Source organism: Ruegeria sp. BHSB196 (genome assembly GCF_059613135.1).
This window is the reverse complement of sequence record NZ_JBXWRY010000007.1, coordinates 46,588-71,862: the sequence shown is the minus strand read 5'-3', so window position 1 is coordinate 71,862 and position 25,275 is coordinate 46,588. Positions and strand designations below refer to the sequence as shown.

The 25,275-nt window shown below is 62.7% G+C and carries 23 protein-coding genes and 1 tRNA gene; 7 read left to right on the top strand and 17 right to left on the bottom strand.

Translation table 11 applies throughout. The features are described 5' to 3' along the window. Nucleotides 1-13: 13 nt before the first annotated feature. Nucleotides 14-1,747 (top strand): SulP family inorganic anion transporter, encoded by a 1,734-nt coding sequence (locus tag AC2FNJ_RS06330; RefSeq protein ID WP_496763309.1) that lies wholly within the window; start codon nucleotides 14-16, stop codon nucleotides 1,745-1,747. 35 nt (nucleotides 1,748-1,782) lie between these two features. On the opposite strand, the gene AC2FNJ_RS06325 is transcribed toward AC2FNJ_RS06330, so the two are convergent. From AC2FNJ_RS06325 to iscR, 11 genes are all read right to left on the bottom strand, one after another. Beyond that, nucleotides 1,783-1,859, bottom strand: a tRNA-Arg gene (locus tag AC2FNJ_RS06325). 101 nt (nucleotides 1,860-1,960) lie between these two features. Beyond that, nucleotides 1,961-3,181 carry a cysteine desulfurase gene (locus AC2FNJ_RS06320; RefSeq protein ID WP_496763307.1) on the bottom strand — a complete coding sequence of 407 codons (1,221 nt, stop codon included), beginning with the start codon at nucleotides 3,179-3,181 and terminating at the stop codon, nucleotides 1,961-1,963. Next, nucleotides 3,174-3,767 (bottom strand): YIP1 family protein, encoded by a 594-nt coding sequence (locus tag AC2FNJ_RS06315; protein WP_496763306.1) that lies wholly within the window; start codon nucleotides 3,765-3,767, stop codon nucleotides 3,174-3,176. Before AC2FNJ_RS06315 ends, AC2FNJ_RS06320 begins: the two co-directional genes overlap by 8 nt. Then, complete coding sequence (locus AC2FNJ_RS06310; RefSeq protein WP_496763304.1) at nucleotides 3,764-4,249, bottom strand: YIP1 family protein; 486 nt, start codon at nucleotides 4,247-4,249, stop codon at nucleotides 3,764-3,766. Before AC2FNJ_RS06310 ends, AC2FNJ_RS06315 begins: the two co-directional genes overlap by 4 nt. Beyond that, nucleotides 4,249-5,529 (bottom strand): Fe-S cluster assembly protein SufD, encoded by a 1,281-nt coding sequence (sufD, locus tag AC2FNJ_RS06305; protein WP_496763302.1) that lies wholly within the window; start codon nucleotides 5,527-5,529, stop codon nucleotides 4,249-4,251. The genes AC2FNJ_RS06310 and sufD overlap by 1 nt, the downstream gene beginning before the upstream one ends. Beyond that, nucleotides 5,529-6,284, bottom strand: coding sequence for a Fe-S cluster assembly ATPase SufC (sufC, locus tag AC2FNJ_RS06300; RefSeq protein WP_496763301.1), 756 nt, complete (start codon nucleotides 6,282-6,284; stop codon nucleotides 5,529-5,531). The genes sufD and sufC overlap by 1 nt, the downstream gene beginning before the upstream one ends. A gap of 84 nt (nucleotides 6,285-6,368) precedes the next feature. After that, nucleotides 6,369-6,686, bottom strand: a complete 318-nt coding sequence (locus AC2FNJ_RS06295; protein WP_496763299.1) for a YbjQ family protein — start codon at nucleotides 6,684-6,686, stop codon at nucleotides 6,369-6,371. A 28-nt stretch (nucleotides 6,687-6,714) separates the two neighbouring features. Continuing rightward, nucleotides 6,715-7,320: a hypothetical protein gene (locus AC2FNJ_RS06290; protein ID WP_496763298.1), complete on the bottom strand. Its 606-nt coding sequence runs from the start codon at nucleotides 7,318-7,320 to the stop codon at nucleotides 6,715-6,717. Nucleotides 7,321-7,367: 47 nt separating this feature from the next. Then, the gene (gene sufB, locus AC2FNJ_RS06285; RefSeq protein WP_496763297.1) at nucleotides 7,368-8,888 is read right to left on the bottom strand and encodes a Fe-S cluster assembly protein SufB; all 1,521 of its coding nucleotides are present in this window, start codon (nucleotides 8,886-8,888) and stop codon (nucleotides 7,368-7,370) included. A gap of 18 nt (nucleotides 8,889-8,906) precedes the next feature. Continuing rightward, on the bottom strand, nucleotides 8,907-9,986 hold the full coding sequence (locus AC2FNJ_RS06280) for a cysteine desulfurase family protein (RefSeq protein WP_496763295.1): 1,080 nt from the start codon (nucleotides 9,984-9,986) through the stop codon (nucleotides 8,907-8,909). A gap of 61 nt (nucleotides 9,987-10,047) precedes the next feature. Further along, nucleotides 10,048-10,506: a Fe-S cluster assembly transcriptional regulator IscR gene (gene iscR / locus AC2FNJ_RS06275; RefSeq protein ID WP_496763294.1), complete on the bottom strand. Its 459-nt coding sequence runs from the start codon at nucleotides 10,504-10,506 to the stop codon at nucleotides 10,048-10,050. 179 nt (nucleotides 10,507-10,685) lie between these two features. Here iscR and AC2FNJ_RS06270 point away from each other — a divergent pair, with 179 nt between their 5' ends. The 5 genes from AC2FNJ_RS06270 to AC2FNJ_RS06250 all read left to right on the top strand — a co-directional run bounded on the left by AC2FNJ_RS06270 (nucleotide 10,686) and on the right by AC2FNJ_RS06250 (nucleotide 15,663). Then, nucleotides 10,686-11,339, top strand: coding sequence for an alpha/beta hydrolase (locus tag AC2FNJ_RS06270; RefSeq protein WP_496763293.1), 654 nt, complete (start codon nucleotides 10,686-10,688; stop codon nucleotides 11,337-11,339). Next, nucleotides 11,339-11,584, top strand: coding sequence for a hypothetical protein (locus tag AC2FNJ_RS06265; RefSeq protein WP_496763292.1), 246 nt, complete (start codon nucleotides 11,339-11,341; stop codon nucleotides 11,582-11,584). Before AC2FNJ_RS06270 ends, AC2FNJ_RS06265 begins: the two co-directional genes overlap by 1 nt. 437 nt (nucleotides 11,585-12,021) lie before the next feature. Then, nucleotides 12,022-12,357 carry a DMT family transporter gene (locus tag AC2FNJ_RS06260; RefSeq protein ID WP_496763290.1) on the top strand — a complete coding sequence of 112 codons (336 nt, stop codon included), beginning with the start codon at nucleotides 12,022-12,024 and terminating at the stop codon, nucleotides 12,355-12,357. A gap of 75 nt (nucleotides 12,358-12,432) precedes the next feature. After that, nucleotides 12,433-14,250 (top strand): translational GTPase TypA, encoded by a 1,818-nt coding sequence (gene typA, locus AC2FNJ_RS06255; protein ID WP_496763288.1) that lies wholly within the window; start codon nucleotides 12,433-12,435, stop codon nucleotides 14,248-14,250. Nucleotides 14,251-14,586: 336 nt separating this feature from the next. After that, complete coding sequence (locus AC2FNJ_RS06250; RefSeq protein ID WP_496763286.1) at nucleotides 14,587-15,663, top strand: hypothetical protein; 1,077 nt, start codon at nucleotides 14,587-14,589, stop codon at nucleotides 15,661-15,663. An 86-nt stretch (nucleotides 15,664-15,749) separates the two neighbouring features. Here the strand turns inward: AC2FNJ_RS06250 and AC2FNJ_RS06245 are convergent, their stop codons facing one another. The 4 genes from AC2FNJ_RS06245 to recA form a co-directional block, all read right to left on the bottom strand. After that, complete coding sequence (locus AC2FNJ_RS06245; RefSeq protein ID WP_496763284.1) at nucleotides 15,750-16,364, bottom strand: transglutaminase-like cysteine peptidase; 615 nt, start codon at nucleotides 16,362-16,364, stop codon at nucleotides 15,750-15,752. Between the two features lie 276 nt (nucleotides 16,365-16,640). Continuing rightward, complete coding sequence (locus AC2FNJ_RS06240) at nucleotides 16,641-16,928, bottom strand: DUF1330 domain-containing protein (RefSeq protein WP_496763282.1); 288 nt, start codon at nucleotides 16,926-16,928, stop codon at nucleotides 16,641-16,643. A 1-nt stretch (nucleotide 16,929) separates the two neighbouring features. Then, entirely contained in the window at nucleotides 16,930-19,602 is a 2,673-nt protein-coding gene (gene alaS, locus AC2FNJ_RS06235; protein ID WP_496763280.1) for an alanine--tRNA ligase, read from the bottom strand. 179 nt (nucleotides 19,603-19,781) lie between these two features. Next, on the bottom strand, nucleotides 19,782-20,849 hold the full coding sequence (recA, locus tag AC2FNJ_RS06230; protein WP_496763279.1) for a recombinase RecA: 1,068 nt from the start codon (nucleotides 20,847-20,849) through the stop codon (nucleotides 19,782-19,784). A gap of 192 nt (nucleotides 20,850-21,041) precedes the next feature. Here recA and AC2FNJ_RS06225 point away from each other — a divergent pair, with 192 nt between their 5' ends. Further along, entirely contained in the window at nucleotides 21,042-21,635 is a 594-nt protein-coding gene (locus AC2FNJ_RS06225) for a gamma-glutamyl kinase (RefSeq protein WP_496763278.1), read from the top strand. A gap of 31 nt (nucleotides 21,636-21,666) precedes the next feature. Here AC2FNJ_RS06225 and AC2FNJ_RS06220 read toward each other — a convergent pair whose 3' ends face one another. Together AC2FNJ_RS06220 and AC2FNJ_RS06215 are read right to left on the bottom strand one after the other, a co-directional pair. Then, nucleotides 21,667-23,865 carry an ATP-binding protein gene (locus AC2FNJ_RS06220; protein WP_496763362.1) on the bottom strand — a complete coding sequence of 733 codons (2,199 nt, stop codon included), beginning with the start codon at nucleotides 23,863-23,865 and terminating at the stop codon, nucleotides 21,667-21,669. A 198-nt stretch (nucleotides 23,866-24,063) separates the two neighbouring features. After that, nucleotides 24,064-25,221 (bottom strand): RsmB/NOP family class I SAM-dependent RNA methyltransferase, encoded by a 1,158-nt coding sequence (locus AC2FNJ_RS06215; RefSeq protein WP_496763276.1) that lies wholly within the window; start codon nucleotides 25,219-25,221, stop codon nucleotides 24,064-24,066. Between the last annotated feature and the right edge of the window lie 54 nt (nucleotides 25,222-25,275).

The window sequence follows — 25,275 nt, the reverse complement described above, 5'->3', positions numbered from 1 at the left end:
GCGGGCGGGCTGAATGTCAGGGACGAGGGACAACCGGGCCAAGCCATTCACGCCGATCCTGCAGGGCGTTTTGCCCATCGAGCGCGGGCGAATTCCGACCGAGATCCTTGCCGGCCTCACCTTCGCCAGCCTCGCGATCCCCGAAGTCATGGGCTATACCAAGATCGCGGGAACGCCGGTCGTGACCGGGCTCTACACCATCCTGATACCGATGGCGCTGTTCGCCATCTTCGGGTCGTCGCGGCACCTAGTGGTCGGGGCGGATTCCGCCACGGCTGCGATCACGGCCTCTGCCCTGGCGGGAATGGCGGCCACCGGTTCCTCGGAATATCTGGCGCTGGCCTCGCTTCTGGCGCTGATGGCGGCGGGCTTTTTGATTGCAGCCCGGCTGGTGGGGCTTGGGTTTCTAGCGGATTTTCTGTCTCGCACGGTGCTGGTCGGGTTTCTGACCGGGGTCGGGATACAGGTTGCCATCGGCGAATTGCCGGGGTTGCTGGGAATCGAGGTCGCGGGGCATGGCGTCATTGCCAAGCTGGAAGGACTCGCGGGAACGATCGACCGGTTTCATCTGCCGACGCTTGGGGTCGCGCTGGCGGTCCTGGCCGTGGTGATCGGGTGCCGGCGCGTTTCAAAGCGCCTGCCCGGTCCACTGTTCGCGGTTCTTGGCGTGATTGCGCTCAGCTGGGCGTTCGATTTCCAGAGCCGCGGCATCAAGGTGCTGGGCGAGATCCCGAGCGGACTGCCGAGCCTGGCCATTCCCGAGGTGGACTGGAGCTTTCATTTGATCTGGCAGCTCCTGCCCACCGCCCTGTCCATTTTCGTGGTGATCCTTGCCCAGAGCGCCGCCACCTCGCGCGCCTACGCCGCCCGCTACGAGGAGCGTTTCAGCGAGAATTCCGACCTTGTCGGCCTCGGGCTGGCCAATCTCGGCGCGGCGTTTTCCGGTACCTTCGTGGTCAACGGCAGCCCGACCAAGACCGAGATGGTGGACAGCGCCGGGGGGCGCAGCCAGCTTGCGCAGCTCACGACCGTGGTGGTCGTGCTGGTCGTCATCCTGTTCCTGACCGGCCCGCTGGCCCATATGCCGAGCGCCGCCCTGTCCGCGATCGTCTTTCTCATCGGGATCAACCTGATCGATCTGAAGGGGATGCGCGACATCCATGCCAAGGCGCGTTCCGAATTCTGGGTCGCCCTGGCCACGGCGGTGGTCGTGGTTCTGCTGGGGGTGGAACAGGGCATCGTCTTTGCGATGATCCTGTCGCTGATCGACCATACGCGGCGAGGATACCACCCCCGCAATACCGTCATCGTCAAGGACGACACGGGCGGCTGGCACACGAAACCCGTTTCGGACCCGGCCGAGTTCCTGCCGGGGTTGCTGATCTACCGGTTCTCGCACGGCATGTACTATGCCAACGCGGAAGTCCTGGCGAACGAAGTCGCAACGCTGTCGCAGCGCCCTGGCCTGCGCTGGTTCTGCGTCGATGCATCCGCCGTGGACGATATCGATTTTTCCGCAGGCTACGCGCTGCGTTCGGCCATCGAAATGCTGAGGGGTCGCGGAGTGAAGCTGGCCTTTCTGCTGGTCTCGCCGGCGGCACGGAAGGAACTGGACCGGTACGGCGTGACCGCGCTGGTCGGAGAGAATATGTTCTTTGCCTCGGCGGCGGACTTGACCGACGCCTACCAGCGCGCGATGAAAGCGCCCCAGGGGAACGCCGACGCGGAAAGCGAGGAGAGGTCGTGAGTTACTGCGATCGCCGCCCAGGCACTTGGCCGAGATGGCGCACCTGAGAGGATTCGAACCTCTGGCCTCTGCCTTCGGAGGGCAGCGCTCTATCCAGCTGAGCTACAGGTGCCTGCGCCGTTAGCTAACCTTGTTCCGATCCCGGTGCAACATCAAATTCCCGCACACCGAGCACCGGGCGCCTCCTCCCGAACGGGCAACACCGGGGCCGGATCAGGCAAACAGATCGTGAGCGAGTTCCAGGGCTTCGATCAGGGTATCGACCTCGTCACGGGTGTTGTAGAGCCCGAAACTCGCGCGGCAGGTGGCGGTCACGCCGAGGTGGTCCATCAGCGGCCCGGCACAGTGGTGCCCGGCCCTGACCGCAACGCCTTTCTTGTCGAGAATGGTCGATACGTCATGGGCATGCCCGGCCCCGTCCAGGGTGAAGCTGAAGATGGCAGCCTTGTCCGGGCGCGTGCCCTGAACCTGCAGCCAGTTGAGCCCGGTCAGACGCTCCATCGCGTAGTCGCGTAGTCCCGCCTCATGCGCGGCGATGTTTTCCATCCCCAGGCCCATCATGTAGTCCAGAGCCGCACCCAATCCGATGATCTGCACGATGCCCGGCGTGCCGGCCTCGAACTTCATCGGCGGGTCGTTGTAGATGACTTCGTCCTTGGAGACTTCCTTGATCATGTCCCCGCCGCCGATGAAGGGGCGCATTTCCGCCATGCGTTCGGATCTGATGTAGATCGCACCCGACGCCGAGGGGCCATAGAGCTTGTGCCCGGTGATCGCGTAGAAATCGCAGCCGATGTCCTGCACGTCCACCGGCATGTGGACCGCCGCCTGGCTGCCATCCACAAGTACCGGGACACCCTTGGCATGTGCGCCTTCGGTGATGGATTTCACATCGACGACGGTGCCCAGCACGTTCGAGCAATGCGTCACCGCCACGAGCCGCGTTTTCGGACCGATCGCGTCGATCACCGCCTGCGGGTCCAGGCCGCCGTCGGCACCGATATCGACCCATTTCAGCACCACCCCCTGACGTTCCCGCAGGAAATGCCAGGGCACGATGTTGGCGTGGTGCTCCATGACGCTCAGAACGATCTCGTCCCCCGCCTGCAACCGCGGCATCGCCCAGCCATAGGCGACAAGGTTGATACCCTCGGTCGTGCCCGAGTTCAGAACAATTTCGGTCTCATCTGCCGCACCGAGAAACCGGGCGATGGTTCCGCGCACCGATTCGTACTTTTCGGTTGCCAGATTCGAGAGGAAATGCAGCCCGCGGTGGACGTTGGAATACTCCTCGGCATAAGCAGTCGTCACGGCATCGATGACGGCCTGGGGTTTCTGCGCCGAGGCGCCATTGTCGAGATAGGTCAGCGGTTGTCCGTTGACCATGCGGGACAGAATGGGGAAGTCGGCTCGGATCTTGTGAACGTCATACATGCGCGGTGGATCCCGGAATTGGCCCCCCGACAAGGGACAGCAGGACGATGAGAATGACGGCAATGGCCAGCGCCGACAGCACCAGCACGCCGACAGCCCTGGCCAGCGAGCCCAGCCTGTGAGCCTGGTCGATGAAGTGGACGGTGATGTAGAGCCCCAGCAGGAACGACGCGACCGCCAACAGGACCGAAAGCAGCGGAACGGTCAGCAACAGGATCAGGCCCGCCGCCTGTATGGCGACCTTGAGGTATTGAACCCAGATCATGAGCACCATCATGTCGTCGAACGATGCGGTGCCCCCCATCCTGCGCCCCACATGATAGAAGGCGAAGATGGTCAGGATCAGACCGCCACCGACGAAGGCAGCATAGACGATCAACGAGCCGGAGATCTCCTGCAACTCGCTGTCCACCACGGGCAGAACCAGATTCGAGGCGGCCTGGAGCATTGTGTTCAGGACCACCGCCAGCGCCAGAGCGACCCACAGGGTCTCGCGGTTCAGCCGCAGGGCCATGAGGCGGCGGGCGGCCTCGGCCGGGTCGGTGACCGTCAGGACGGCAAGGTTGCTCAGATAGGTCGTGTTCATGCGCCGGGCCTTTCTGCCTGTCGCAGTCCCGATAGCCAGAACCAGACGAAGACCGCAACCCAAATCAGCCCGACGACACTCAGGGCCGGACCGGGGCCGATGAATCCGGCGATCAGACCGTTCAACAGCACCAGCGGCGTCGAGGCCAGCAGCGCCCAGAACAAGGCCAGCCGCGCCCCGTAGGAGGTTCCGGCACCGCCGACCAGGCGCGCGCCCAGATGCGAGAGCCAGGCCAGAACGTATAAGCACAGCGGCAGGATGAACAGCGAGCCCATCAGCGCCCCGCCCAGAAGCATGTTGAGCTCAAGCCCCTCAAGATGGGCGCGGCGGGCCAGGCTTGGCATCTGCGCGACAAAAGCGATGGCGCAAAAGGCCATCAGGAACGCCAATGCCCTGTCCTCGCGCGGCCCCATGTCGAGCAGCCTGCGGACGACACGCCCCGGCCCCCTGTAGGTGGCCACTATGTCGGTCGTCACCGGCATCAGCTGCGCCGGGCCAGCCAGCCTTCGAGACGCGAGACGATATCCTCGGCCAGTGCCCGATCCTCGATCTCGTCCACCGCCTCGGCCAGGAAGGCCAGGGTCAGCATGTTGGTCGCATCCTTGCGCGGCACGCCGCGGGCGCGCAGATAGAACAACGCGGTTTCGTCGATCGCCCCGGATGTCGAGCCGTGCGAGCAGGCCACGTCGTCGGCATAGATCTCCAGCTCGGGCTTGGCGAGGAACTGGCTGTCCTCGTCCAGCAACAGCGACTGGCTGATCTGATAGCCGTCCGTCTTCTGCGCGCCTTCCTTGACGAGAATCTTGCCCTGGAAGACACCGGTGGCACCGTTGCGCAGCACTTTCTTGAACACCTGGCGGCTTTCGCAGTTCACGGCGTCATGCGTGATGAAAACGGTATCGTCATGGTGAAAGTCGCCATCGCCGACGCAGGCGCCGGCCACATGGGCCACCGCGTCGTCACCGGTCAGTTCGACCACCTGCTCGTTGCGGGTCAGAACGCCGTTCACCGTGAGCGTGAAGGATTTGTAGACCGAGTTCCGCCCCAGCCGCGTGAACATGTGCGTCGCGGCGCGGCGTTCATGATCGCGTCCCTGCGCGCGCACGTGGTGCAAGGTGCCCCCATCGGCAATGTCGATCTCCATGCACTTGTTGAACCGCGACGCCGCCGGACCGTTTTCGAGAATGGTCACTTCGGCCCCGCTTTCGACCCGGACGACATGGTGCAGGATCACGTCCGAAGTTTCCGATTCATGACGGTAGATCAGGCTGATCGGCTTGGAAGGCTTGCCGGTTACGTGTATCGCGACGCCATCCGTTGCGAAGGCCGTGTTGAGCGCCGCCAGAGGACGCGGCACCGGATGCTGACCTTTAGCTTCAAGAACGCCGTACAACTCCTTGGCCCAGTGGATATCCTTGCAGCAGATGTCCTCAAGTCGGTCGATCCGGACGCCGTCCAGCGCAAGGTTGTCGGATTCCTCGGCGCTGAAAACGCCATCGACAAAGACGATCTTGAGCCTGTCAAAGGCGTCGAACATCATCGGTTCGTCCGCGTCGAACAGGGCCGCCTTGGGCGCATCGGGCGAGATCAGCGTGTCCGGACGCGTGTATTTCCAATACTCGTCCCGTCGGCCCGGAAGCCCCAGTTCGCGAACACGCGCCAGCGCAGCCTGCCGCGCCTCCTTCGTGCAGCCGGCCTCGGGCTGTTTCAGGACCGCCAACCGGGCCTCGGTGGCGGATTGTTTCACTTCGGGGACCGCCATCAGTTCACCTCGGCCAGAATGTCTGCGTAACCGTCGTTTTCGACCTGAAGCGCAAGCTCGGGTCCGCCCGACTTCACGATGCGTCCATCAGCCATGACATGCACCACGTCCGGGCGGATGTGATCCAGCAGGCGCTGGTAGTGGGTGATCACCAGGAACCCGCGCCCGGCATCGCGCAAGGCGTTCACGCCTTCCGCCACCAGCTTCATCGCATCCACATCCAGGCCCGAGTCGGTTTCGTCCAGAATGCACATCTTGGGCTCGAGAAGAGCCATCTGCAGAATCTCGTTGCGCTTCTTCTCACCGCCGGAGAAACCCACGTTGACCGGCCGCTTGAGCATGTCGGCGTCGATCTTCAAAGCCTTGGCCTTGGCCCGCACGGTCTTGAGGAAATCGGCCGCCGACAGTTCCTCTTCGCCGCGCGCCTTGCGCTGCGCGTTGACCGCCGTCCGCATGAAGGTCATGTTGCCGACGCCCGGAATCTCGACCGGGTATTGAAACGCAAGGAACAGCCCGGCGGCAGCGCGCTCTTCGGGTTCAAGCTCCAGCAGATCCTGGCCTTCCAGGGTCGCGGTCCCCTCGGTCACTACATAGCCGTCACGCCCCGACAGAACATAGCTGAGCGTGGACTTGCCCGAGCCGTTCGGCCCCATGATCGCGTGCACCTTGCCCGCATCGACCGTCAGATCGACGCCTTTGAGGATCTCCTTGTCCTCTTCTTCAAGTTTGACGTGCAGATTCTTGATTTCCAGCATTTTTTCCTCGTCTTTTCTTGCCTTGCGAGTGGCAGAGGCCGTGTTCCCGACACCGCGCAACGGCTGCGCGGCGGTGCCTTGTTGCTATTTTCCGACAGAAACCGCGGTACCGCTGACCGACACCATCAGCATCGTGTCCCCGACGATCTCGTAATCCAGGTCCACACCGACCACCGCATTGGCGCCCATCGCCGCGGCGTGGTCCCGCATTTCGTCCATGGCGGTGTTGCGGGCATCCTGCAGCTTGCTTTCATAGGCGCCCGAGCGTCCGCCGACGACATCCGTGATCGAAGCGAAGAAGTCCCGCACCACATTGGCCCCCATGATGGCCTCGCCCACCACGACGCCGTGATACTTGGTGATCCGGTGTCCTTCGATATTCGGTGTCGTCGTCACGATCATGTCCAATTCCCTTTTCGTCCCGCTGTATTCAGGATCGCGTCATGAAGTGAAAGATCTGCCGCAGCCGATCCGCAGGGACCGGTGTCGGTTGAACCTCGAATACCCCGAACCGTCCGATGATCTCGGGCTTTCCGATATAGTCCTCGACCTGTTGGTGCCATTTTCGGTTGGCATAATCGTCGAAAATGAGCGTCACGGGCCGCGTGATGTTGAAGGCCGTGGCCAGCGCACACCCCATCCGAAACCGGCCATCGACATAGACGACATCCGGGTGCTCAAAACCCGGCCGGGTCCAGACATCCAGCGCATAGGACGGAAACTTCCGCCAGTCCGCATCGGACGCCGGGTGGCCCCAATCGCGGGTCGGTCCAATATCCGTCCAGAGGATTTCGACCCGAGACCCTTCGGCGGGAGGATGGGCGTCGATCCAACGTTGCACCTGCCCGGCCCATGCCCGGTCGCTTTCGACCGAGGTGATGTGCGTGTCCGGCATCTCGGACGCCATGACCGTCGATCCGCCCGATCCGTATTCCAGAATCACGCGCGCCTCGCCATAGGCCAGACGCAGGGCGTCAGCCTCGTCGGCAGGCAACATCAGCCTGGGGCGCTCCATCTGCAGGGGCTGGACCGTCACGCTCTCACTCCTCGACCGCGCGGGCGGTACACGCCGCGCGAAGCCACTTATCCCACCGAGCCTTCCAGCGAGATCGCAACCAGTTGCTGCGCTTCCATGGCAAATTCCATGGGCAGCGCCTGAAGCACGTCCTTGCAGAACCCGTTGACCACAAGCGCGACCGCCTCTTCTTCGTCCATGCCGCGCTGGCGGCAGTAGAAAAGCTGGTCGTCGTCCACCTTCGACGTGGTCGCCTCGTGTTCGCAACGGGACGAATTGTTGCGCACTTCGATATACGGCACCGTATGCGCGCCACATTTGTCCCCGATCAGCAGGCTGTCGCACTGGGTATAATTGCGCGAGTTCTTCGCCTTGGGATGCATGGAGACAAGACCGCGATAGGTGTTCTGGGCCTTGCCGGCGCTGATGCCCTTGGACACGATCCGCGACTTGGTGTTCTTGCCCAGATGGATCATCTTGGTGCCGGTATCGGCCTGCTGCATGTTGTTGGTGATGGCGATCGAGTAGAACTCACCCTGGCTGTCATCGCCGCGCAGGATGCAGGACGGGTATTTCCAGGTCACGGCCGAGCCGGTCTCGACCTGCGTCCACATCACCTTGGACCGGTCGCCCCGGCAATCGGCGCGCTTGGTCACGAAGTTGTAGATACCGCCCTTGCCTTTTTCATCTCCGGGGAACCAGTTCTGGACGGTCGAGTATTTCACCTCGGCGTCTTCCTCGACGATGATCTCCACCACCGCCGCGTGCAGCTGCGCGGTGTCGCGCTGGGGCGCGGTGCAGCCTTCCAGATAGGACACGTAAGAGCCCTTGTCGGCGATGATCAGCGTCCGTTCGAACTGACCCGTGTTTTCCGCGTTGATGCGAAAATAGGTGCTCAGTTCCATCGGGCAGCGCACGCCGGGCGGCACATAGACAAACGAGCCGTCCGAGAACACGGCCGAGTTCAGCGTGGCGTAGAAATTGTCCGACACCGGAACCACCGAACCGAGGTATTTCTTGACCAGTTCGGGGTGTTCCTTGATCGCCTCCGAGATCGAACAGAAGATCACGCCGTGTTTTTTCAACTCGTCCTGAAAGGTGGTGCCCAACGACACCGAGTCGAACACCGCGTCCACGGCCACCTTGCGGCCTTCGGCCGGCGCGGCCTCGGCCCCTTCGACTCCGGCCAGGATCATCTGTTCCTTCAACGGGATGCCCAGCTTTTCATAGGTCGCAAGCAGCTTTGGATCGACCTCGTCCAGCGATTTGGGCTTTTCCTCCATCGACTTGGGCCGAGCGTAGTAATACTGGTCCTGAAAATCGATAGCGGGATAGTGAACCATCGCCCATTTGGGCTCCTGCATCTGGGTCCAGCGGTCGAAGGCCGCCAGGCGCCAGTCGGTCATCCACTCGGGCTCGCCATTCTTTTCCGAGATCAGCCGGACGATGTCCGGGTTCACGCCCTTGGGCGCGTATTCCATTTCGATCTCGGTCTCCCAGCCGTACTTGTAGGTTCCGACCTCTCGCACCGCATCCACGGTTTCCTGATCGACACCTTCCTTGACCTGGGTCTGGTCCAACGCCGCCATGCCCTTCTCCTTGTCTGTTCACGCCGCTCTGGCGCGATGTTTGTTCCGCTGCTTCAGCCAGGCTTCGGCAAAGCGCAGTATGTCTTCTTCCGTCGTCTGCGGCCCGAGCGACACGCGAATGGCGCTTGCCGCCTCGACCTCGCCATACCCCATCGCCGCCAGAACCCGGCTGCTCTTGACCTTGCCGCTGGAACAGGCCGACCCCGCCGAAACGGCAAACCCGGCCAGATCCATCGCCATCACCTGTGTTTCCCCTTTCCAGCCGGGGGTGATGATGCACGAGGTATTCGGAAGCCGCTTCTCGTCTTTTCCGACAAAAATAGTCTCTTTTGCCGAGTCCACAAGAAGATTTTCTAGAATGTTTCTAAGTTTTTCCACTTCGTCCCAGGTACCGTCCGCCAGTTCACGTGCGGCCGCTTCAATTGCGGCGCCGAAGCCTGCGATTCCCAACACGTTTTCCGTTCCGGATCTGCGGCCCATCTCCTGACCGCCGCCGCTGGCCAGAGGCTCGATATCTACGCCCTGCCGCAGGATCAGCGCGCCGACGCCCTTTGGACCGCCAATCTTGTGCGCCGACAGAATGGCCATGTCGGCGCCGCTCCATGCGAAGGAAAACGGGATGCGCCCAACCGCCTGGGTGATATCCAGCAACAACCAGTCGGCCCGGTATGCGCCGAACGGCCATTGACCGTCGATCCTGTCGGGCGGCACAGTCACGATGCCGGTTTCCGAATTGGCCAAACCCATGGCCAGCGTATGTCCGGGGCCATGCGGCCGCGCCGCCGCGTTCGTCATGTCGAAATACGACCAGAGCGCATCGTGCGCAGTGCTGTCCACGAACACGTCACACCCTTCGAGTCTCTGCCCGAGAACCCGCGCGGCCTCGGTCGCCCCCGAGGTAAAGATCACCTCCTGGGGCCGGCATCCGACGGCCTCGGCCACCTGCCCGCGCGCCTTTTCGATCAGCGCCTTGGCGGCGCGGCCTTCGGCGTGGACGGAGGACGGGTTTCCGCAAAGCTCCATCGCCGAAATCATGGCCTGACGCGCCTCGGGCCTGAGCGGCGCGGTGGCATTGTGGTCAAGGTAAACGCGTTTCATGGATGCATCTTTTTTCGCAGGTCAAATTAGGGCGCATTGACGAAAGTCACGCGCCGCGAGGTCAATCGTCCACGACGGAAAACAGGCTGGGCACCGCCGGGCACGGGGCCAGGTCATTGTTGATGACGTCGGATAGCCGGGTCTGATGCAGGAAGACATAGACATGCGCGCTGAGGCTTTCCCAAAGCCGGTTGGTCAGGGATTGCGCGCGGCTGCCCGAGGACGCGCCCGATGCGCCGGCCCCCTTGTGCATGGCATCGACCGTTTCATCCACCGCGGCCAATACCTCGACCACCCGAATCTCCGAGGCCGGCCGGGCCAGCCGGTATCCCCCGCCCGGCCCCCGTACCGAAGCCACCAGTTCGGCGCGGCGGAGCTTGACGAACAGCTGCTCCAGATAGGGAAGCGAAATGTCCTGCCGGTCGGAGATCTCGCCCAGAGTCACCAGAGCGTCCCGCGGCTGAAGCGCAATATCGGCCAGAGCCACCATAGCGTAACGGCCTTTGGTCGACAGCTTCATATTCGATTCCCCTGACCTCAATTGCGCGAAATCATTGACGTGGTCGCGGCCAGTGCGTATCTCCCACTGGCGGCGCAACACTGCGACGCATCCACGATTAGAACCGTTCTAAGGCGCCTGACGGATACCGTCAAGATTATCCCGGCACCGCACCAAAGACAGACAGGACCAAAGCACACATGCCCGAGGTGATTTTTCCCGGACCCGAAGGCCGACTGGAAGGCCGCTATCACCCGCAAAAGGAAAAAGACGCACCGATCGCCATAGTGCTGCATCCGCACCCCCAATTCGGGGGGACCATGAACAACAAGGTCGTCTACAACCTGCACTATGCCTTCTACAACATGGGCTTTACCGTGTTGCGATTCAATTTCCGTGGCGTGGGGCGCAGCCAGGGCGAGTATGATCAGGGTATCGGTGAATTGAGCGATGCCGCGTCGGCGCTGGACTATCTCCAGTCCATGAACAACAACTCCAAGCATTGCTGGGTGGCCGGTTTTTCCTTTGGGGCCTGGATCGGAATGCAGCTGCTGATGCGCCGGCCCGAGATCACCGGCTTCATCAGTGTCTCGCCCCCGGCCAACATGTACGATTTTTCGTTCCTCGCCCCCTGCCCCTCCTCCGGCCTGATCATCAACGGCACCGCGGACCGGGTCGCGCCACCGGCCGACACGACCGCGCTGGTCAACAAGCTGCACGAGCAGAAGGGCATCACCATCACCCATACCGAGGTGGAGGGCGCCGACCACTTCTTCCGGGATCAGCACATGGACACGCTGATTTCGAACGTGACCGACTATGTCAAACGCCGCCTGACCGAGACGACACGCTGATGGCCGGCACGCTCGACACCCTGGCCGCCAAACTGGCCGAGGACACGTTGAAGGTGATGGACGAAACCGGCCAGGACCGGCTGTTCGTGGAAGTGGGCGAGGTTCTGGCCGCGGCGTCGCAATCGCTGGAAGAAGCCTACCTGACCGAGATCCGTGTGCGCCTGGCCGAGCGCAAGGCCCGGCAGTTCCTGATCGGCAAGCTGTCGAAACACCGGGCGGCGGCGAAAGCCAAGGAAAGCCAGTAGCCCGGTCCATCGACCGACAAGGAACTCAAGAAGCTCGGAATTCAAGAAGAAAGGGGTCCGAAGACCCCTTTCCCAATCGGTCGTGTCGTGCTCAAACCTTGATAATCTCTACCCGCACAACATTTTTGGCTGCATCACTGTTGGCGGACCCCCCGCCTGCAAGCCACCCAAGCACCACGACCAAGGCTGAAACCAGAATGACCGTCTTTGCAAAAGGCGTCATCTCAAACTCGCTAAAATAGTAAACTTATTAAACGTCTTTAGTTTTAGTTGCTTTCGACCTTTTGCGCCAGTCTGGTTTCCCTGACCTTTCTCGAATGTGCGGGTCGAATCTCAAGGAAGCATTACGAACAGGTTACAATTCAGATTCTTCTTGCCGCATTCCGGGAGTTCGTGTTCAAGCTGCCGCGACGATTGATCCTTCTGGCGGTATCGGTATGCCCAAAGCCTATCTGATTCTTCTGCTCGCGGTGATGGCGGAGACCATCGGAACGACGGCCCTGCAGGCCAGCCAGCAGTTCACGCGCCTGTGGCCTTCGGTGCTGGTCGTCGTCGGATACGGATTCGCCTTCTACCTGATGGCCCTCACGCTCAAGGTCATGCCGGTGGGGATCGTCTATGCCATCTGGTCCGGTCTTGGAATCGTTCTGATCGCGCTGATCGGGTTTGTCGTGTTCGGTCAGCGGCTGGACTGGCCCGCGATTGCAGGCCTGACCCTGATCATCGGCGGGATTCTGGTGATTCATCTTTTTTCGCAGACCGCCCATCACTGAGCGCGTTTGCGCTGGCATATTCCGACGCGCCGCGCTATGCGCCGGGCCAACTCCCCGTTCTAAGGCTGACCTGTCATGGACCTGCGCAACATTGCAATCATCGCTCATGTGGATCACGGCAAGACGACGCTGGTCGATGAGCTGCTGAAACAATCCGGCGCGTTCCGGGAAAACCAGTCCGTCGCCGAGCGGGCCATGGACAGCAACGACCTGGAACGAGAACGCGGGATCACCATCCTGGCGAAATGCACCAGCGTCGAATGGAACGGAACGCGAATCAACATCGTCGATACGCCCGGCCACGCGGATTTCGGGGGTGAAGTGGAGCGCATCCTGTCTATGGTGGATGGCGTCGTGCTGCTGGTGGACGCGGCCGAGGGGCCCATGCCGCAGACCAAGTTCGTCACCTCCAAGGCGCTGGCATTGGGGCTGCGTCCGATCGTGGTTCTGAACAAGGTGGACAAGCCGGACGCCGAGCCCGACCGGGCTTTGGATGAATGCTTCGATCTCTTCGCCAACCTGGGGGCCGACGATGACCAGCTGGATTTTCCGGCCATGTATGCCTCGGGCCGCTCGGGCTGGGCCGATATGGAGCTGGACGGCCCGCGCAAGGATCTGTCGGCGCTGTTCGACCTGATCGTGGATCACGTTCCCTCGCCCGGACAGGCGGCGCGCAAGGACGAACCGTTCCGGATGCTGGCCACCACGCTTGGCAACGACCCGTTCATCGGCCGCATCCTGACCGGCCGCGTCGAAAGCGGCACCTTGAAGGCCGGCGAGACGGTCAAGGCGCTGAGCCGCGACGGGACGCAGATCGAGACCTTCCGCGCCACCAAGATCCTGGCCTTTCGCGGGCTCGGCCAGCAACCCATCGACCTGGCCGAAGCCGGCGACATCGTAACCATCGCCGGCATGAGCAAGGCGACCGTCGCGGATTCACTGGTTGCCCCGCAGGTCAGTGAAGCCCTGCCCGCTCAACCCATCGATCCGCCGACGATCAGCGTGACCTTCGGCATCAACGACTCGCCGCTGGCCGGCCGGGACGGCAAGAAGGTGCAGTCGCGCGTCATCCGGGAACGCCTGATGAAGGAGGCCGAATCGAATGTGGCCATCCAGGTTTCGGACACGCCCGGCGGCGAAGCGTTCGAGGTCGCGGGCCGTGGCGAATTGCAGATGGGCGTGCTGATCGAAAACATGCGCCGCGAGGGCTTTGAGCTCAGCATCTCGCGTCCGCAGGTGCTGTTTCGCGAGGAGAACGGGCAGAAACTCGAACCGATCGAGGAAGTCACGATCGACGTGGATGACGAATATTCCGGCTCGGTCATCGAAAAGATCACCGGTGCGCGCAAGGGTGAACTGGTGGAAATGCGCCCGGCGGGCGCCGGCAAGACCCGGATCATCGCGCATGTGCCGTCGCGCGGTCTGATCGGCTATCACGGCGAGTTCCTGACGGACACACGCGGCACGGGTGTTCTGAACCGTGTCTTTCATGGTTGGGCCCCGCACAAAGGCCCGATCCCGGGGCGGCGGGCCGGTGTCCTGATCTCGATGGAGAACGGCCAGGCGGTCGCATACGCGCTCTGGAACCTCGAAGAGCGCGGCCGCATGTTCCTCGGACCGCAGACCGATGTCTATCAGGGGATGATCATCGGGGAGCATTCGCGGGACAACGATCTGGAAGTGAACCCGCTCAAGGGCAAAAAGCTGACCAACATTCGTGCGTCCGGCTCGGACGATGCCGTGCGTCTGACGCCGCATGTCCAGTTCTCGCTGGAAGAGGCCATTGCCTATATCGATGACGATGAACTGGTGGAAGTGACCCCCAACGCGATCCGCCTGCGCAAACGCTTTCTGGACCCGCACGAGCGTAAGCGGATGGCCAAATCGGCGTAGCTGGGGCCAAAAAATCTCTGTTACGAATCGGTTACAATGCCCTCATTTTCGTTTGATTGTGTCTTTGCGGACTACAACTGGAGTGCGTTCGGACCGCAGGAACCGGCATTTAAGATGTCATTTTCTCAAGAGAAAAAGCGAATTGGGGTGAAGCTTTAAGAAATTTGAACCTTGCCCTCATGACAGGTTTAAGTTGAAAGGGTGCAATAAGTTTGACCACAATGTGGCAACCGAAGCTCGCACAAGATTCGGGCGAGTTGGTAAAGCGGTGATAACGGAGTGTAGGTAATGAGTGCGAAGTCGCGGTTTTTGTCCCTGGTGTTGGCGTCCACATCCATGACGCTGATTGCGTCCGGGAGCTACGCCGATGGTGAAAGATGTACCGTTGGCACGGCGCGCCAGTCGGTTTCGACGGAAACCCTTTGCGCCTGTAGCGTCGTTCAGGATCGGATGCTGCGTTATATCCAGCGGCGTTCGGACTTTGACGACATCCTCGAAAGAACCCAAAACGCCTGCCCGCAATTCGCGGCCCTGCTGAGCGACCTTCCGACCGGAACCATTCCTGGGATCGGCAACGAAGGTGGTGACGGCGGTCGCGACGGTCGTGTTGCCAGCGGCGGAAGCGGCGGCGGCAACGGTGGCGGAAGCGGCGGCGGAGATGTTGGCGGCGGAAGCGGCGGTGGCAATGGCGGCGGCAACGGCGGCGGGAACGGCGGCGGCAATGGTGGTGGCAACGGCGGCGGCAACGGCGGCGGCAACGGCGGCGGCAACGGCGGCGGCAACGGCGGCGGCAACGGCGGCGGCAATGGCGGCGGCAATGGCGGCGGCAATGGCGGCGGCAATGGCGGTGGCAACGGCGGCGGCAATGGCGGTGGCAACGGCGGCGGCAATGGCGGCGGCAATGGCGGCGGCAACGGCGGCGGCAACGGCGGCGGCAATGGCGGCGGCAACGGCGGCGGCAACGGCGGCGGAAACGGCGGCGGCAACGGCGGCGGCAACGGCGGCGGCAACGGCGGCGGCAACGGCGGCGGCAACGGCGGCGGCAACGGCGGCGGCAATGGCGGCGGCGGCGGCAACGGTGGTGGCAACGGCGGCGGCGGCAATGGCGGCGGCGGCGGCAACGGCGGTGGCAACGGCGGTGGCAACGGCGGCGGCAATGGCGGTTTCGGCGGCAAGTTCGGCGGCGGTGGCAGCGGCTACGGCGGCAAGTTCGGTGGTGGCCAGGGCAACAACGGCGGCGGCAATGGCAGCGAAGGTGCCAGCCCAGGCCGGGGCCACGGTGCCAATGACGACGAATCCGGCGACGGCGGTCATGGTCGGCACGGGCATGGCGGTAGCCATGGCAGCGGCGGGCACGGTGGCGGCCACGGCGGCGGCGCGAACGGTGCCGGCGAAGGCAGCCCCAACCACTGATTTGCCCGGTCTTTTGGACCGTCAATCAGAAATCAAACAGAAAAAAGCGCGCCTCGAGGCGCGCTTTTTTCTTCGGTCAATCTCGGTCAAAGCTTGTTTGAGACACCCACCCACCGTTTCGGTTGGCGCGGATCCTGCATTCTGAGGAACACGTAACCTGTCTTGCGCCACGGTTTGATCTGGTTGGTCAGGTTGTCGAGAACGAAGTCGCCCTTGCTCGATCGGTAGATGAGAACGGCATGTGCGCTCCGGCTCCGATCCAGTACCGTGGCCAGAAGCAGGCTCCTGGGATCAAGTCCCATATTGACCAGTTCCCGCTTCTTGAGCAGGGCGAAGTCCTCGCAATCGCCGCCCCGAGTGGTGGGCAAGGCCCATTTTTCCTGGGTTCGATACTGACGCTGGTCCGTGATCGAACGCGTGGTGGCATTCACGCGCCGGTTCACGGCGTGGACGAGGCTCATTTCCTGCGCCTCGGAAACGCGCCGGTTCGTCGCCGTGGCACAGGCCCAAGTGTAAGTCTGACAAAGACCCTTGGCGCCGCTGGGCGGCGGGAACGAGGCCGAGATCTTCAAATATGCGCCTTCTGAAGCTGCAGCGCCGTGCCCGAGACCCATCGCAGCGCAAGTGACCAAGGCCATCACGCACGACTTGAATACAAGAAAACGTTCTCTGGCCGGTCGGCGGGTCGAGGCAACGGTCATGGCAGCACCTTTTTTCAGCCCAACGCACGGGCTGCCTCGGAGACACGGATGCAGGAAACACGCCAAACGCGCCCCAGATGGTGTTTCAAAGCAGCCCCGCCTTAGTGGTGCGGCTCAAAAATGGCGGAAATCGGCAATGAAATGTGGCTGATCCAAGAACAATTCTGGCAACAATCTGGTCAAGGGCTCGTGTTTTGTATCGTTCCTCGGACGCTCGCGCAAAAAAAGCCCGGCATTTGCCGGGCCTCGATCACGACGATTCCGAGGGCGATCGGTTCAGTCCGTCGTTTCCACGACCAGCAGCTCCCGTTCGGACGCGCCGCGGGCATGGTCCAGGGCCGCCTGGTATTCAGGAGAGTTGTAGCACTCAACCGCGGCCTCCACCGAGGGGAACCGGGCGACGACGTTCCGCGGCCGGTCCTTGCCTTCGAGCTGGACATAGCGGCCGCCCCGCGCGATGAAACTGCCCCCGTGTTTCGCTATCGCCGGACCGGCCAGTTCGGCATATTTGCCATAGGCTTCTGCGTCGGTCACCGTTACATGTGCGATCCAGAGTGCGCCCATCTCAACCTCCAATCACTTGTTCCGCCGCGGATATCGCCGCAGCCGCATTGGCGGCATCCTTGCCGCCGCCCTGCGCCATGTCGGGCCGGCCACCGCCACCCTTGCCGCCCAGTTCGCTTACCGCCACCTTGACCAGATCGACGGCCGAAAGACGGTCGGTCAGATCGGGCGTGACGCCCGCCGCCACGGCGGCCTTGCCACCGGTGTCGGCGATCAGCAGCACCGCGCCCGACCGAAGGCGATCCTTGTGTTCGTCGATCAGGGACGGCAGATCCTTTCCCGACACGCCGGACAAGACCTGTGCCACGAACCGGATGCCGTTGATTTCGCGCGCTTCCGTCGCGCTGCCCTGGCCGGCTCCACCCGCCAGCGCCAGGTCGCGGCGGAGTTGGGCGACTTCGTTCTGCAACGTCTTCCGTTCGTCCATCAGCGCCTTGACCCGATCGACGACATCCTGCGGCTGCGCCTTCAGCAAACCGGACACTTCCGAAAGCCGTGCCGATTCCCGGGCCAGATGGTCGAGAGCCACCGCCCCGGTCAGCGCCTCGATCCGGCGCACACCCGCCGAGGAGGCGCTGTCGCCCAGCAGGACGAACGTCCCGATGTCGCCGGTCTGGCGCACGTGCGTACCACCGCAAAGCTCGATCGAGTAGGTCTGGCCGTCCTGCCCTTTGCCCGTGTCGGCCCGGCCCATCGAGACCACGCGCACCTCGTCGCCGTATTTCTCGCCAAACAGCGCCTGCGCGCCGATCGCGCGGGCATCGTCCGGCGTCATGATCCGGGTTTCCACCTTGCTGTTCTGGCGGATAAAACTGTTCACCTCGTCCGCGACCCTCGACAGTTCCTCCTCGGTCAGGGCCTTGGAATGGCTGAAATCGAAGCGCAGGCGGTCGGCGGCATTGAGCGATCCGCGCTGCACCACGTGATCGCCCAGCGTTTCGCGCAACGCCTCGTGCAGCAGGTGCGTCGCCGAGTGGTTGGCCCGGATCGCCGTTCGGCGGTCGTGATCGACCTCCAGTTCGACCGCATCCCCCGTCGAGATCGAACCCGCTTCGACCGTCACCAGATGGGCAAAGACCTTGCCGTCGGCAAACTTCTTCGTGTCCGCGACCGTGGCGGCGTGTTCGCGATCCTCGATCCTGCGAATGGTGCCGGAATCGCCGACCTGCCCCCCGGCTTCGGCATAGAATGGCGTCTGATTGGTGACGATCCAGCCCGTCTGCCCGGCCTCGATCCTGTCCACCATTGCGCCGTCCACGACCAGCGCCACCACCTGCCCTTCGGCAATCTCGGTTTCATACCCCAGAAAGTCGGTGGCCCCATGGGCATCGAGTATGTCAAACCAGACCGCGTTGTCCGCCGCCTCGCCCGATCCTGCCCAGGCCGCGCGCGCCTTGGCCTTCTGTTCGGCCATGGCTGCATCGAACCCGTCGGTATCCACGGTCCGGCCCTTTTCGCGCAAGGCGTCCTGCGTCAGATCCAGCGGGAACCCGTATGTGTCATACAGGCGGAAGGCCGCTTCGCCCGGCAGGGGTTCGCCCTCGGGAAGGGTGGCGAGTTCATCGTCCAGCAGCCGCAGGCCCCGATCCAGCGTCTGTTTGAACCGGGTTTCCTCCAGCAGCAGGGTTTCTTCGATCAGCATCTGCGCCCGACCGAGTTCGGGATAATGCCCGCCCATCAACTGCACCAGGGTCGGAACCAGTTGATGCATGACCGGATCCCTGGCGCCAAGCAGATGCGCGTGGCGCATCGCGCGGCGCATGATCCGGCGCAGCACGTAGCCGCGCCCATCGTTTGACGGCATCACCCCGTCCGCGATCAGAAACGAGGTCGAACGCAGGTGATCGGCGATAACCCGGTGATGCACGTTCTGATCGCCGTAGGGCTCGACATTGGTGACATTGGCCGAGGCTTCGATCAGCGTCCGGAACAGGTCGGTGTCGTAATTGTCGTGGCTGCCCTGGAGCAGCGCCCCGATCCGTTCCAGCCCCATGCCGGTGTCGATCGACTGCATGTCCAGTTCGACCATCGACCCGTCTTCGAACTGTTCGTTCTGCATGAAGACGATGTTCCAGATCTCGATGAACCGGTCGCCGTCCTCTTCGGCCGATCCCGGAGGACCGCCCCAGATATGCTCGCCGTGGTCGAAGAATATCTCGGTGCACGGTCCGCATGGGCCAGTGGGGCCCATCTGCCAGAAATTGTCGTTGGTGGCGATGCGCACGATCCGGTCTTCGGGCACGCCGACTTTCCGCCAGATGTCGAATGCCTCGTCATCGGTGTGATAGACCGTGGTCCAAAGCCGGTTCTTGTCGATGTCGAAATCGCGCGTGATCAGTTCCCAAGCAAACGGGATCGCCTCGGCCTTGAAATAGTCTCCGAAGGAAAAGTTGCCGAGCATCTCGAAAAAGGTGTGGTGACGCGCGGTGTAGCCGACATTGTCGAGGTCGTTGTGCTTGCCGCCGGCCCGCACGCATTTCTGGGCGGTGGTGGCGCGTTTGTAGTCACGGGTTTCCACGCCGGTGAACAGGTTCTTGAACTGAACCATGCCGGAATTGGTGAACATCAGAGTCGGGTCGTTGCGCGGAACCAGCGGGCTGGAGGCGACCACTTCGTGCCCCTGCTTGGCAAAGTAGTTCAGAAAGGTCGAGCGGATTTCGTTCAGCGTGGGCATAAGGCTCTCTCAACGCACAGTCGTAAGGTTCCGCGACGGTTTAGCCCCCCGCCCCGGGATAGTCCACAGAATTGGCGTGACCGAACGAAACAAGGCGGCCGGGATGGGCCGCCTTGTTCCGGGTATTCTCGGTTTCCCGCAAGAAACCGGGGGATTTCTGCTGTTCCCTTCAGCGTTCTTCAAGCTTCGAGGATGTCGTCCTCTTCGGACCCGGCGGCCATGTCGAAGTCCAGCCCGTGGGCGGCCCGAATCTTGTCTTCGATCTCCAGCGCCACGGTTGCGTTTTCGCGCAGGTACTGCTTGGCGTTTTCGCGGCCCTGCCCGATCCGTTCGTCGCCATAGCTGAACCAAGAGCCGGATTTCTCGACCACGCCGGCCTTGACGCCAAGATCCAGCAGCTCGCCGGTCTTCGAAATGCCCTCGCCATACATGATGTCGAATTCGACCTGCTTGAACGGCGGTGCAACCTTGTTCTTGACCACTTTGACACGGGTCTGGTTGCCGACCACTTCGTCGCGGTCCTTGATGGAGCCGATGCGGCGGATGTCGAGACGGACCGAACTGTAGAATTTCAGGGCATTGCCGCCCGTGGTGGTTTCGGGGCTGCCGAACATAACGCCGATCTTCATGCGGATCTGGTTGATGAAGATCACCATGCAGTTCGAGCGGCTGATCGAGCCCGTGAGCTTGCGCATGGCCTGGCTCATAAGCCGGGCCTGCACGCCGACGCTGCTGTCGCCCATGTCGCCCTCAAGCTCGGATTTCGGCGTCAGAGCCGCCACCGAGTCCACCACCACCATGTTCACCGCGCCCGAGCGCACCAGCGTATCGGTGATTTCCAGCGCCTGCTCGCCCGTATCGGGTTGCGAAATCAGCAGCTCGTCCAGGTCGACGCCCAGCTTGCGGGCATATTGCGGGTCCAGCGCATGTTCGGCATCGACGAAGGCGCAAACACCGCCGCGTTTCTGCTGTTCTGCAATGCAATGCAGGGTGAGCGTGGTCTTGCCCGAGCTTTCCGGCCCGTAGATTTCCACGATCCGACCCATCGGGAGCCCGCCGATCCCCAATGCGATGTCGAGCCCCAACGACCCCGTCGAACTGGCCTCGATTTCCGGCAGGACATTGTCGCCGCCCAGTTTCATGATCGAACCCTTGCCGAACTGGCGTTCGATCTGGGCCAGCGCGCTGTCGAGCGCCTTTTGCTTGTCCGCGTTCTGCTTGCTGCTCATCGTCAGAAGATCCGCCATTGTCCTGTCGCTTTCCTTTTGTCACACCCTTGGCCGGGCGGCAATCACTGCTTTGTTCGCCTCTTGTTCCTTATGAGACCAAAAAGAGAACATTTCAACTCAAAACTTCCAGACCGGAGTGTTCTGCAATTGAGTTAAGGAGTTCTTTACGGCAGTCTTCGACAGTGCGACTAGTTCAAATCCGGGGCCGAGATGCTTGTTTTCTTTAAGGAACGTCTTGTGATGCTGGCGGTCCCCAAAACCGGATCCACAGCCTATCAGACCGCTTTGCGCAGCCGCGCCGACATTGTGATCGCCGGCCCGCCCGAATTGAAACACGCAACGCTTTATCGCTATGACCGCTTTTTTCGCACCATGTTCTCACGCCTGTTCGATGCCGAGTTCGAAGTCCTGGCGGTGATCCGCGAACCGGTCGATTGGTTGGGCAGTTGGTACCGGTACCGGCAGCGCCCGTATCTGAACGGCAAGCCGACCTCGACACAAGGCATGAATTTCGATGACTTCGTGACCGCCTACATGCAGAAGGAGCCCCCGCCCTTTGCACGGGTCGGCAGCCAGGCCAGGTTTCTGACGCCCCGCCCCGGCGGCGTCCGCGCCACGCATGTGTTCAAATACGAGAACCAGGCCGGGGTTCTGGATTTCCTGCAGGATCGCCTGGGCACGACGATTGAACTGACACAGGAAAACGTCTCGCCCCAGATGCCCCTGTCGCTCTCGCCAGACGTGCAAACCCGCTATCGCGCCGAATGCGCGGCGGAGTTCGCATTGCACGAGGCCGCGCGATAGACCGGCACGGCGCGGCCAACGCGGGGGTCGCTCAGTTGAGCTGTTGGAACACGGTGTCGGTCAGTTGCACCAGGGAAAACGGTTTCGGCAGAAAGACCGAATTCGGAATGGCCGGCTCGGTCTCGCCGAACGCGCCCTCGGCATAGCCGGACACGAAGACGACGCGCACCTGCGGGCGATCGACCAGGGCCTGCCGCACCCAGGTCGGTCCGTCCATCCCCGGCATGACCACATCCGTCACGAACACGTCCACGACCAGATCCCGGTCGGACAGGATGTCCAGGGCCTCCTCACCGGACTCGGCCTCGATCACGGTATAGCCGCGCATCCGGAGCGCGCGGGACGCGAAGGCCCGCACCGATGCTTCATCCTCGACCAGCATGACGACCCCTTCGCCATGCTTCGACAGGGGCGCAGCCGCCGGTGCCTCGGATACCGGGTCGGTTTCGCCCGAGCTTTGCCAGACGGGCAGAAGCAGCGAAAATACCGTACCCTTGCCCTCGGTACTGTCGACGAAGATGAACCCGCCGGTCTGTTTCACGATGCCATAGGCGGTGGACAGGCCGAGCCCCGTGCCCTCTCCTGTCCGCTTTGTCGTGTAGAAGGGCTCGAACACTTTCTGGAGCTTGTCCGGCGCTATTCCGACACCCTCGTCGATCACCCTGACCTGCACGTACTCCCCGGCCGGGACCAGGGCCCGGTCGCGTTTCTGCGGGCTGTCCAGAGCAATGACTTCGGTTTCAATCCGGATTTCGCCCCCGTTGGGCATTGCGTCGCGGGCATTCACCACCAGGTTCATCAGCACCTGCTCCAGTTGCCGCTTGTCGGCCCGCACCGGTTTCAGCACCGGATCGTGACTGAGAACCAGCGTGACCTTCTCCCCGACCAGCCGGTTCAGAAGATGGATGAGATCCGAAAGCGTGTCGCGCAGATCCAGAGTTTCGGGGCGGAGCGTCTGTTTGCGCGAAAAGGCCAGCAGTTGCCCGACCAGCGCGGCGGCCCGATTCGCGTTCTGGTTGATCTGGATGAGATCTGCATAGTCCGGATCCCCCTCGTCATGACGCAACAAAAGCAGATCGCAATGCCCCGAGATCGCGGTCAGGAGGTTGTTGAAATCGTGGGCGACCCCACCGGCGAGTTGGCCGACCGCCTGCATCTTCTGACTTTGAACGAACTGCGCCTCGAGAGTCTTGAGTTCGGTCGCGTCGTTGAGCACGGCAATCAGGTTTTCTTCACCGAACCGCAACGCCCTGCTCAGCGTGACCTGCACGAAGGTTTCCCTGTCGGCGCGCGAGAGCCGCAGGAATTCCGACCGTGGTGCCGCTGTTTCATCCAGCGTTTCGCGCAGCCAGTCGCGGATCGGCCGGCCCAATCCCTGCATGACCTGATCGATTCCGGCATCCGGTGGAGGTTTCCCGCCCAGAAGCTGGTCCGCAAGGCGGTTGGTTTCAAGGATCCTGCCATCGACGGACAGGCGCATCAGCGGGATCGGCAGTTCGGCAAATGTCGGACCTGGCTGGCCCACTTCGTCCGGTTCCAAGGGGAGCAGAGTCAATTCACGAAAAGCCCCCGTTTTCCGCTTTTCCAGCACGATCACCGGCACCGGACCGTTCGCGGTATGCGCGTGCCGGAAGCGGCCGGTCTTGCCCTGCGGATCGGGAAACACTGCATCCAGAGACCGGAGATCGCGTTGAATCAGGTCTTTCGCCGCAGCGTTCATGGACAGAACCTTCTCGGATCGACCGACGATGAGGCTGGGCAAGGCGCATTGGTGCTCTGCATCGGCGGCGCCTTCGTTGACTCCTATTCGCCAGCGCAAAACACCGTGGCCAAGATCATCGACCTGGACCCGAAAACCATCCTTTCGGGTTGCAACCTCTTCGCTGGCGCGCCCCTGTGACGACGCCCGTCTTTGCAGGCGCAACAGGAGTGATTCCGGATTTGGGATCGCCGCGCGCAGCACACGCGAAAGAACTGCGCCAGGTGCGTAGCTGAAACGGTCCCTCGCGGCGGCATTGGCGGAAACCACCGCCCCCTGGCGATCGGTCACGAATACAGGCGCGATGTCGCGTTCGGCCATTTCGGCCAGAAGATCACGCGCCGCCGCCATACGCCAAGCCTCATGCCCGAAGCGAATCCCGACAAAGAGGGCAACCAAAGACAGAGATGCACCGGCGGCCATGATCGCGAACCGGAAACGGTCTGGGATGTCCGCGAACACTGCAGACATCAGCAATAGCGCAATCGGAACGACCAGGATCACGGCACGCAATCGCGGCGTGAGCCACCAGTTTCTTTTCGTGGATGCCGAATTGGCAATTGCAGTCACTGCGAGACTCCGTTCGTCGGCGTTGTCGCACGTATCTCGCGTCACGAAGGTTAAACCGGGCTTAACATTACTCTACCCAAGGTTGCTAAATCTGACGCACTACCTCGTCAAGTGGCAGGTGAAGAAACCATCGGTTCCCTCGGAAACCAACCAGCGATTGCGGATGGATTCGCTCCAATCCGGATTGCGCTCCAAGAATTGTTCGATGACGGCGTCGTTTTCCTCGCGCAGCATCGAGCAGGTGACGTACGCCAGCAAGCCGCGCTCGGCCACCAGATCAGCGGCCTGCGACAGGATCTGCAATTGAAGCGCGCCGAGTTGCGCCAGCCGTTCCGGCGTCAACGTCCATTTTCCGGCCGGCGCCCGCCGCCACGCGCCGCTGCCCGAGCACGGGACATCGGCCAGAACAAGGTCGAACGGAGCCTGAGCGTCCAGTTCGGCGCTGTCCAACAGGGTGATGCGCACGCCGGCCCTGTCCGCCCGCTCCGGCAGATCCTTCATCCGCACGGGCGCAGCATCATGGGCGAAGACTTCGATACTGTCATCTGCGGCCAGGGCGAGGGTCTTGCCGCCGCCTCCGGCGCAATAGTCCAGCACGCGCATGCCCTCCCGCAACGGCAGCAGCGCAACCACCGCCTGGCTGGCCGCGTCCTGCAGCTCCACAAGACCGGTGCGGTAGGCCGTGCTGCGGCCGATCCGCCGGGCGCCGTCCACGACTTCCAACGCGGTATCGCAGGCCGGATGTGGCCGCGTGACGATATCCTCCCGCAGCAACGCCTCGACCGCGCCGGCCCTGTCCGATTTGCGCCGGTTGACCCGCAGATGCACGGGCGCGCGTTTGCGCAGGGCTTGCGCGGCAGCCTGCGCCTTTGCACCGAGGCTGTTCTGGAACCGGTCCCAGATCCAATCGGGAAGGTCATTGGCCTCGCCGCCCGGCTCGGGCTGGCGACCGGCTTCATGATCCTGAACGGGCCGAGGCGCATGGCGTTCGCCGGTAAACAGCGTTGCCGGGTCCGTTCCGGCAGAGCGCAGTGCGCCCAGCATAAGGCCACGCCCGGTCTCGGACCCGCCGAGGGCCGCAAAACTGCGCCTGCACCGCCAGGCGTCGAACACGTGATCGCGGATTGCCGCGCGATCCCCGGACCCTGCAAACCGGCTGCGGCGCGCCCATCCCGTCAGTGCCTTTTCCACCGGTGCGCCGGACAGGATGTCATCCAGTATCTCGATTGCGGCCTGAACGCGGGCGCCCGGCGTCATTGAAATGCCCGTTCTGTTGAGGCTCCAGCATCCCGCCCGGCATCGGCCACATCA

Excerpts from the sequence above, each read along its gene's own strand:
- iscR (WP_496763294.1), bottom strand. The coding sequence starts at position 10,506 with ATGAAGCTGTCGACCAAAGGCCGTTACGCTATGGTGGCTCTGGCCGAT.
- recA (WP_496763279.1), bottom strand. The coding sequence starts at position 20,849 with ATGGCGGATCTTCTGACGATGAGCAGCAAGCAGAACGCGGACAAGCAA.
- AC2FNJ_RS06330 (WP_496763309.1), top strand. The coding sequence starts at position 14 with ATGTCAGGGACGAGGGACAACCGGGCCAAGCCATTCACGCCGATCCTG.
- AC2FNJ_RS06220 (WP_496763362.1), bottom strand. The coding sequence starts at position 23,865 with ATGTCTGCAGTGTTCGCGGACATCCCAGACCGTTTCCGGTTCGCGATC.
- AC2FNJ_RS06245 (WP_496763284.1), bottom strand. The coding sequence starts at position 16,364 with ATGACCGTTGCCTCGACCCGCCGACCGGCCAGAGAACGTTTTCTTGTA.
- sufD (WP_496763302.1), bottom strand. The coding sequence starts at position 5,529 with ATGGCGGTCCCCGAAGTGAAACAATCCGCCACCGAGGCCCGGTTGGCG.
- AC2FNJ_RS06260 (WP_496763290.1), top strand. The coding sequence starts at position 12,022 with ATGCCCAAAGCCTATCTGATTCTTCTGCTCGCGGTGATGGCGGAGACC.
- sufC (WP_496763301.1), bottom strand. The coding sequence starts at position 6,284 with ATGCTGGAAATCAAGAATCTGCACGTCAAACTTGAAGAAGAGGACAAG.
- typA (WP_496763288.1), top strand. The coding sequence starts at position 12,433 with ATGGACCTGCGCAACATTGCAATCATCGCTCATGTGGATCACGGCAAG.
- AC2FNJ_RS06215 (WP_496763276.1), bottom strand. The coding sequence starts at position 25,221 with ATGACGCCGGGCGCCCGCGTTCAGGCCGCAATCGAGATACTGGATGAC.
- AC2FNJ_RS06320 (WP_496763307.1), bottom strand. The coding sequence starts at position 3,181 with ATGTATGACGTTCACAAGATCCGAGCCGACTTCCCCATTCTGTCCCGC.
- AC2FNJ_RS06280 (WP_496763295.1), bottom strand. The coding sequence starts at position 9,986 with ATGAAACGCGTTTACCTTGACCACAATGCCACCGCGCCGCTCAGGCCC.
- AC2FNJ_RS06295 (WP_496763299.1), bottom strand. The coding sequence starts at position 6,686 with ATGATCGTGACGACGACACCGAATATCGAAGGACACCGGATCACCAAG.
- AC2FNJ_RS06250 (WP_496763286.1), top strand. The coding sequence starts at position 14,587 with ATGACGCTGATTGCGTCCGGGAGCTACGCCGATGGTGAAAGATGTACC.
- AC2FNJ_RS06265 (WP_496763292.1), top strand. The coding sequence starts at position 11,339 with ATGGCCGGCACGCTCGACACCCTGGCCGCCAAACTGGCCGAGGACACG.
- AC2FNJ_RS06225 (WP_496763278.1), top strand. The coding sequence starts at position 21,042 with ATGCTTGTTTTCTTTAAGGAACGTCTTGTGATGCTGGCGGTCCCCAAA.
- AC2FNJ_RS06240 (WP_496763282.1), bottom strand. The coding sequence starts at position 16,928 with ATGGGCGCACTCTGGATCGCACATGTAACGGTGACCGACGCAGAAGCC.
- AC2FNJ_RS06315 (WP_496763306.1), bottom strand. The coding sequence starts at position 3,767 with ATGAACACGACCTATCTGAGCAACCTTGCCGTCCTGACGGTCACCGAC.
- AC2FNJ_RS06310 (WP_496763304.1), bottom strand. The coding sequence starts at position 4,249 with ATGCCGGTGACGACCGACATAGTGGCCACCTACAGGGGGCCGGGGCGT.
- alaS (WP_496763280.1), bottom strand. The coding sequence starts at position 19,602 with ATGCCCACGCTGAACGAAATCCGCTCGACCTTTCTGAACTACTTTGCC.
- AC2FNJ_RS06270 (WP_496763293.1), top strand. The coding sequence starts at position 10,686 with ATGCCCGAGGTGATTTTTCCCGGACCCGAAGGCCGACTGGAAGGCCGC.
- sufB (WP_496763297.1), bottom strand. The coding sequence starts at position 8,888 with ATGGCGGCGTTGGACCAGACCCAGGTCAAGGAAGGTGTCGATCAGGAA.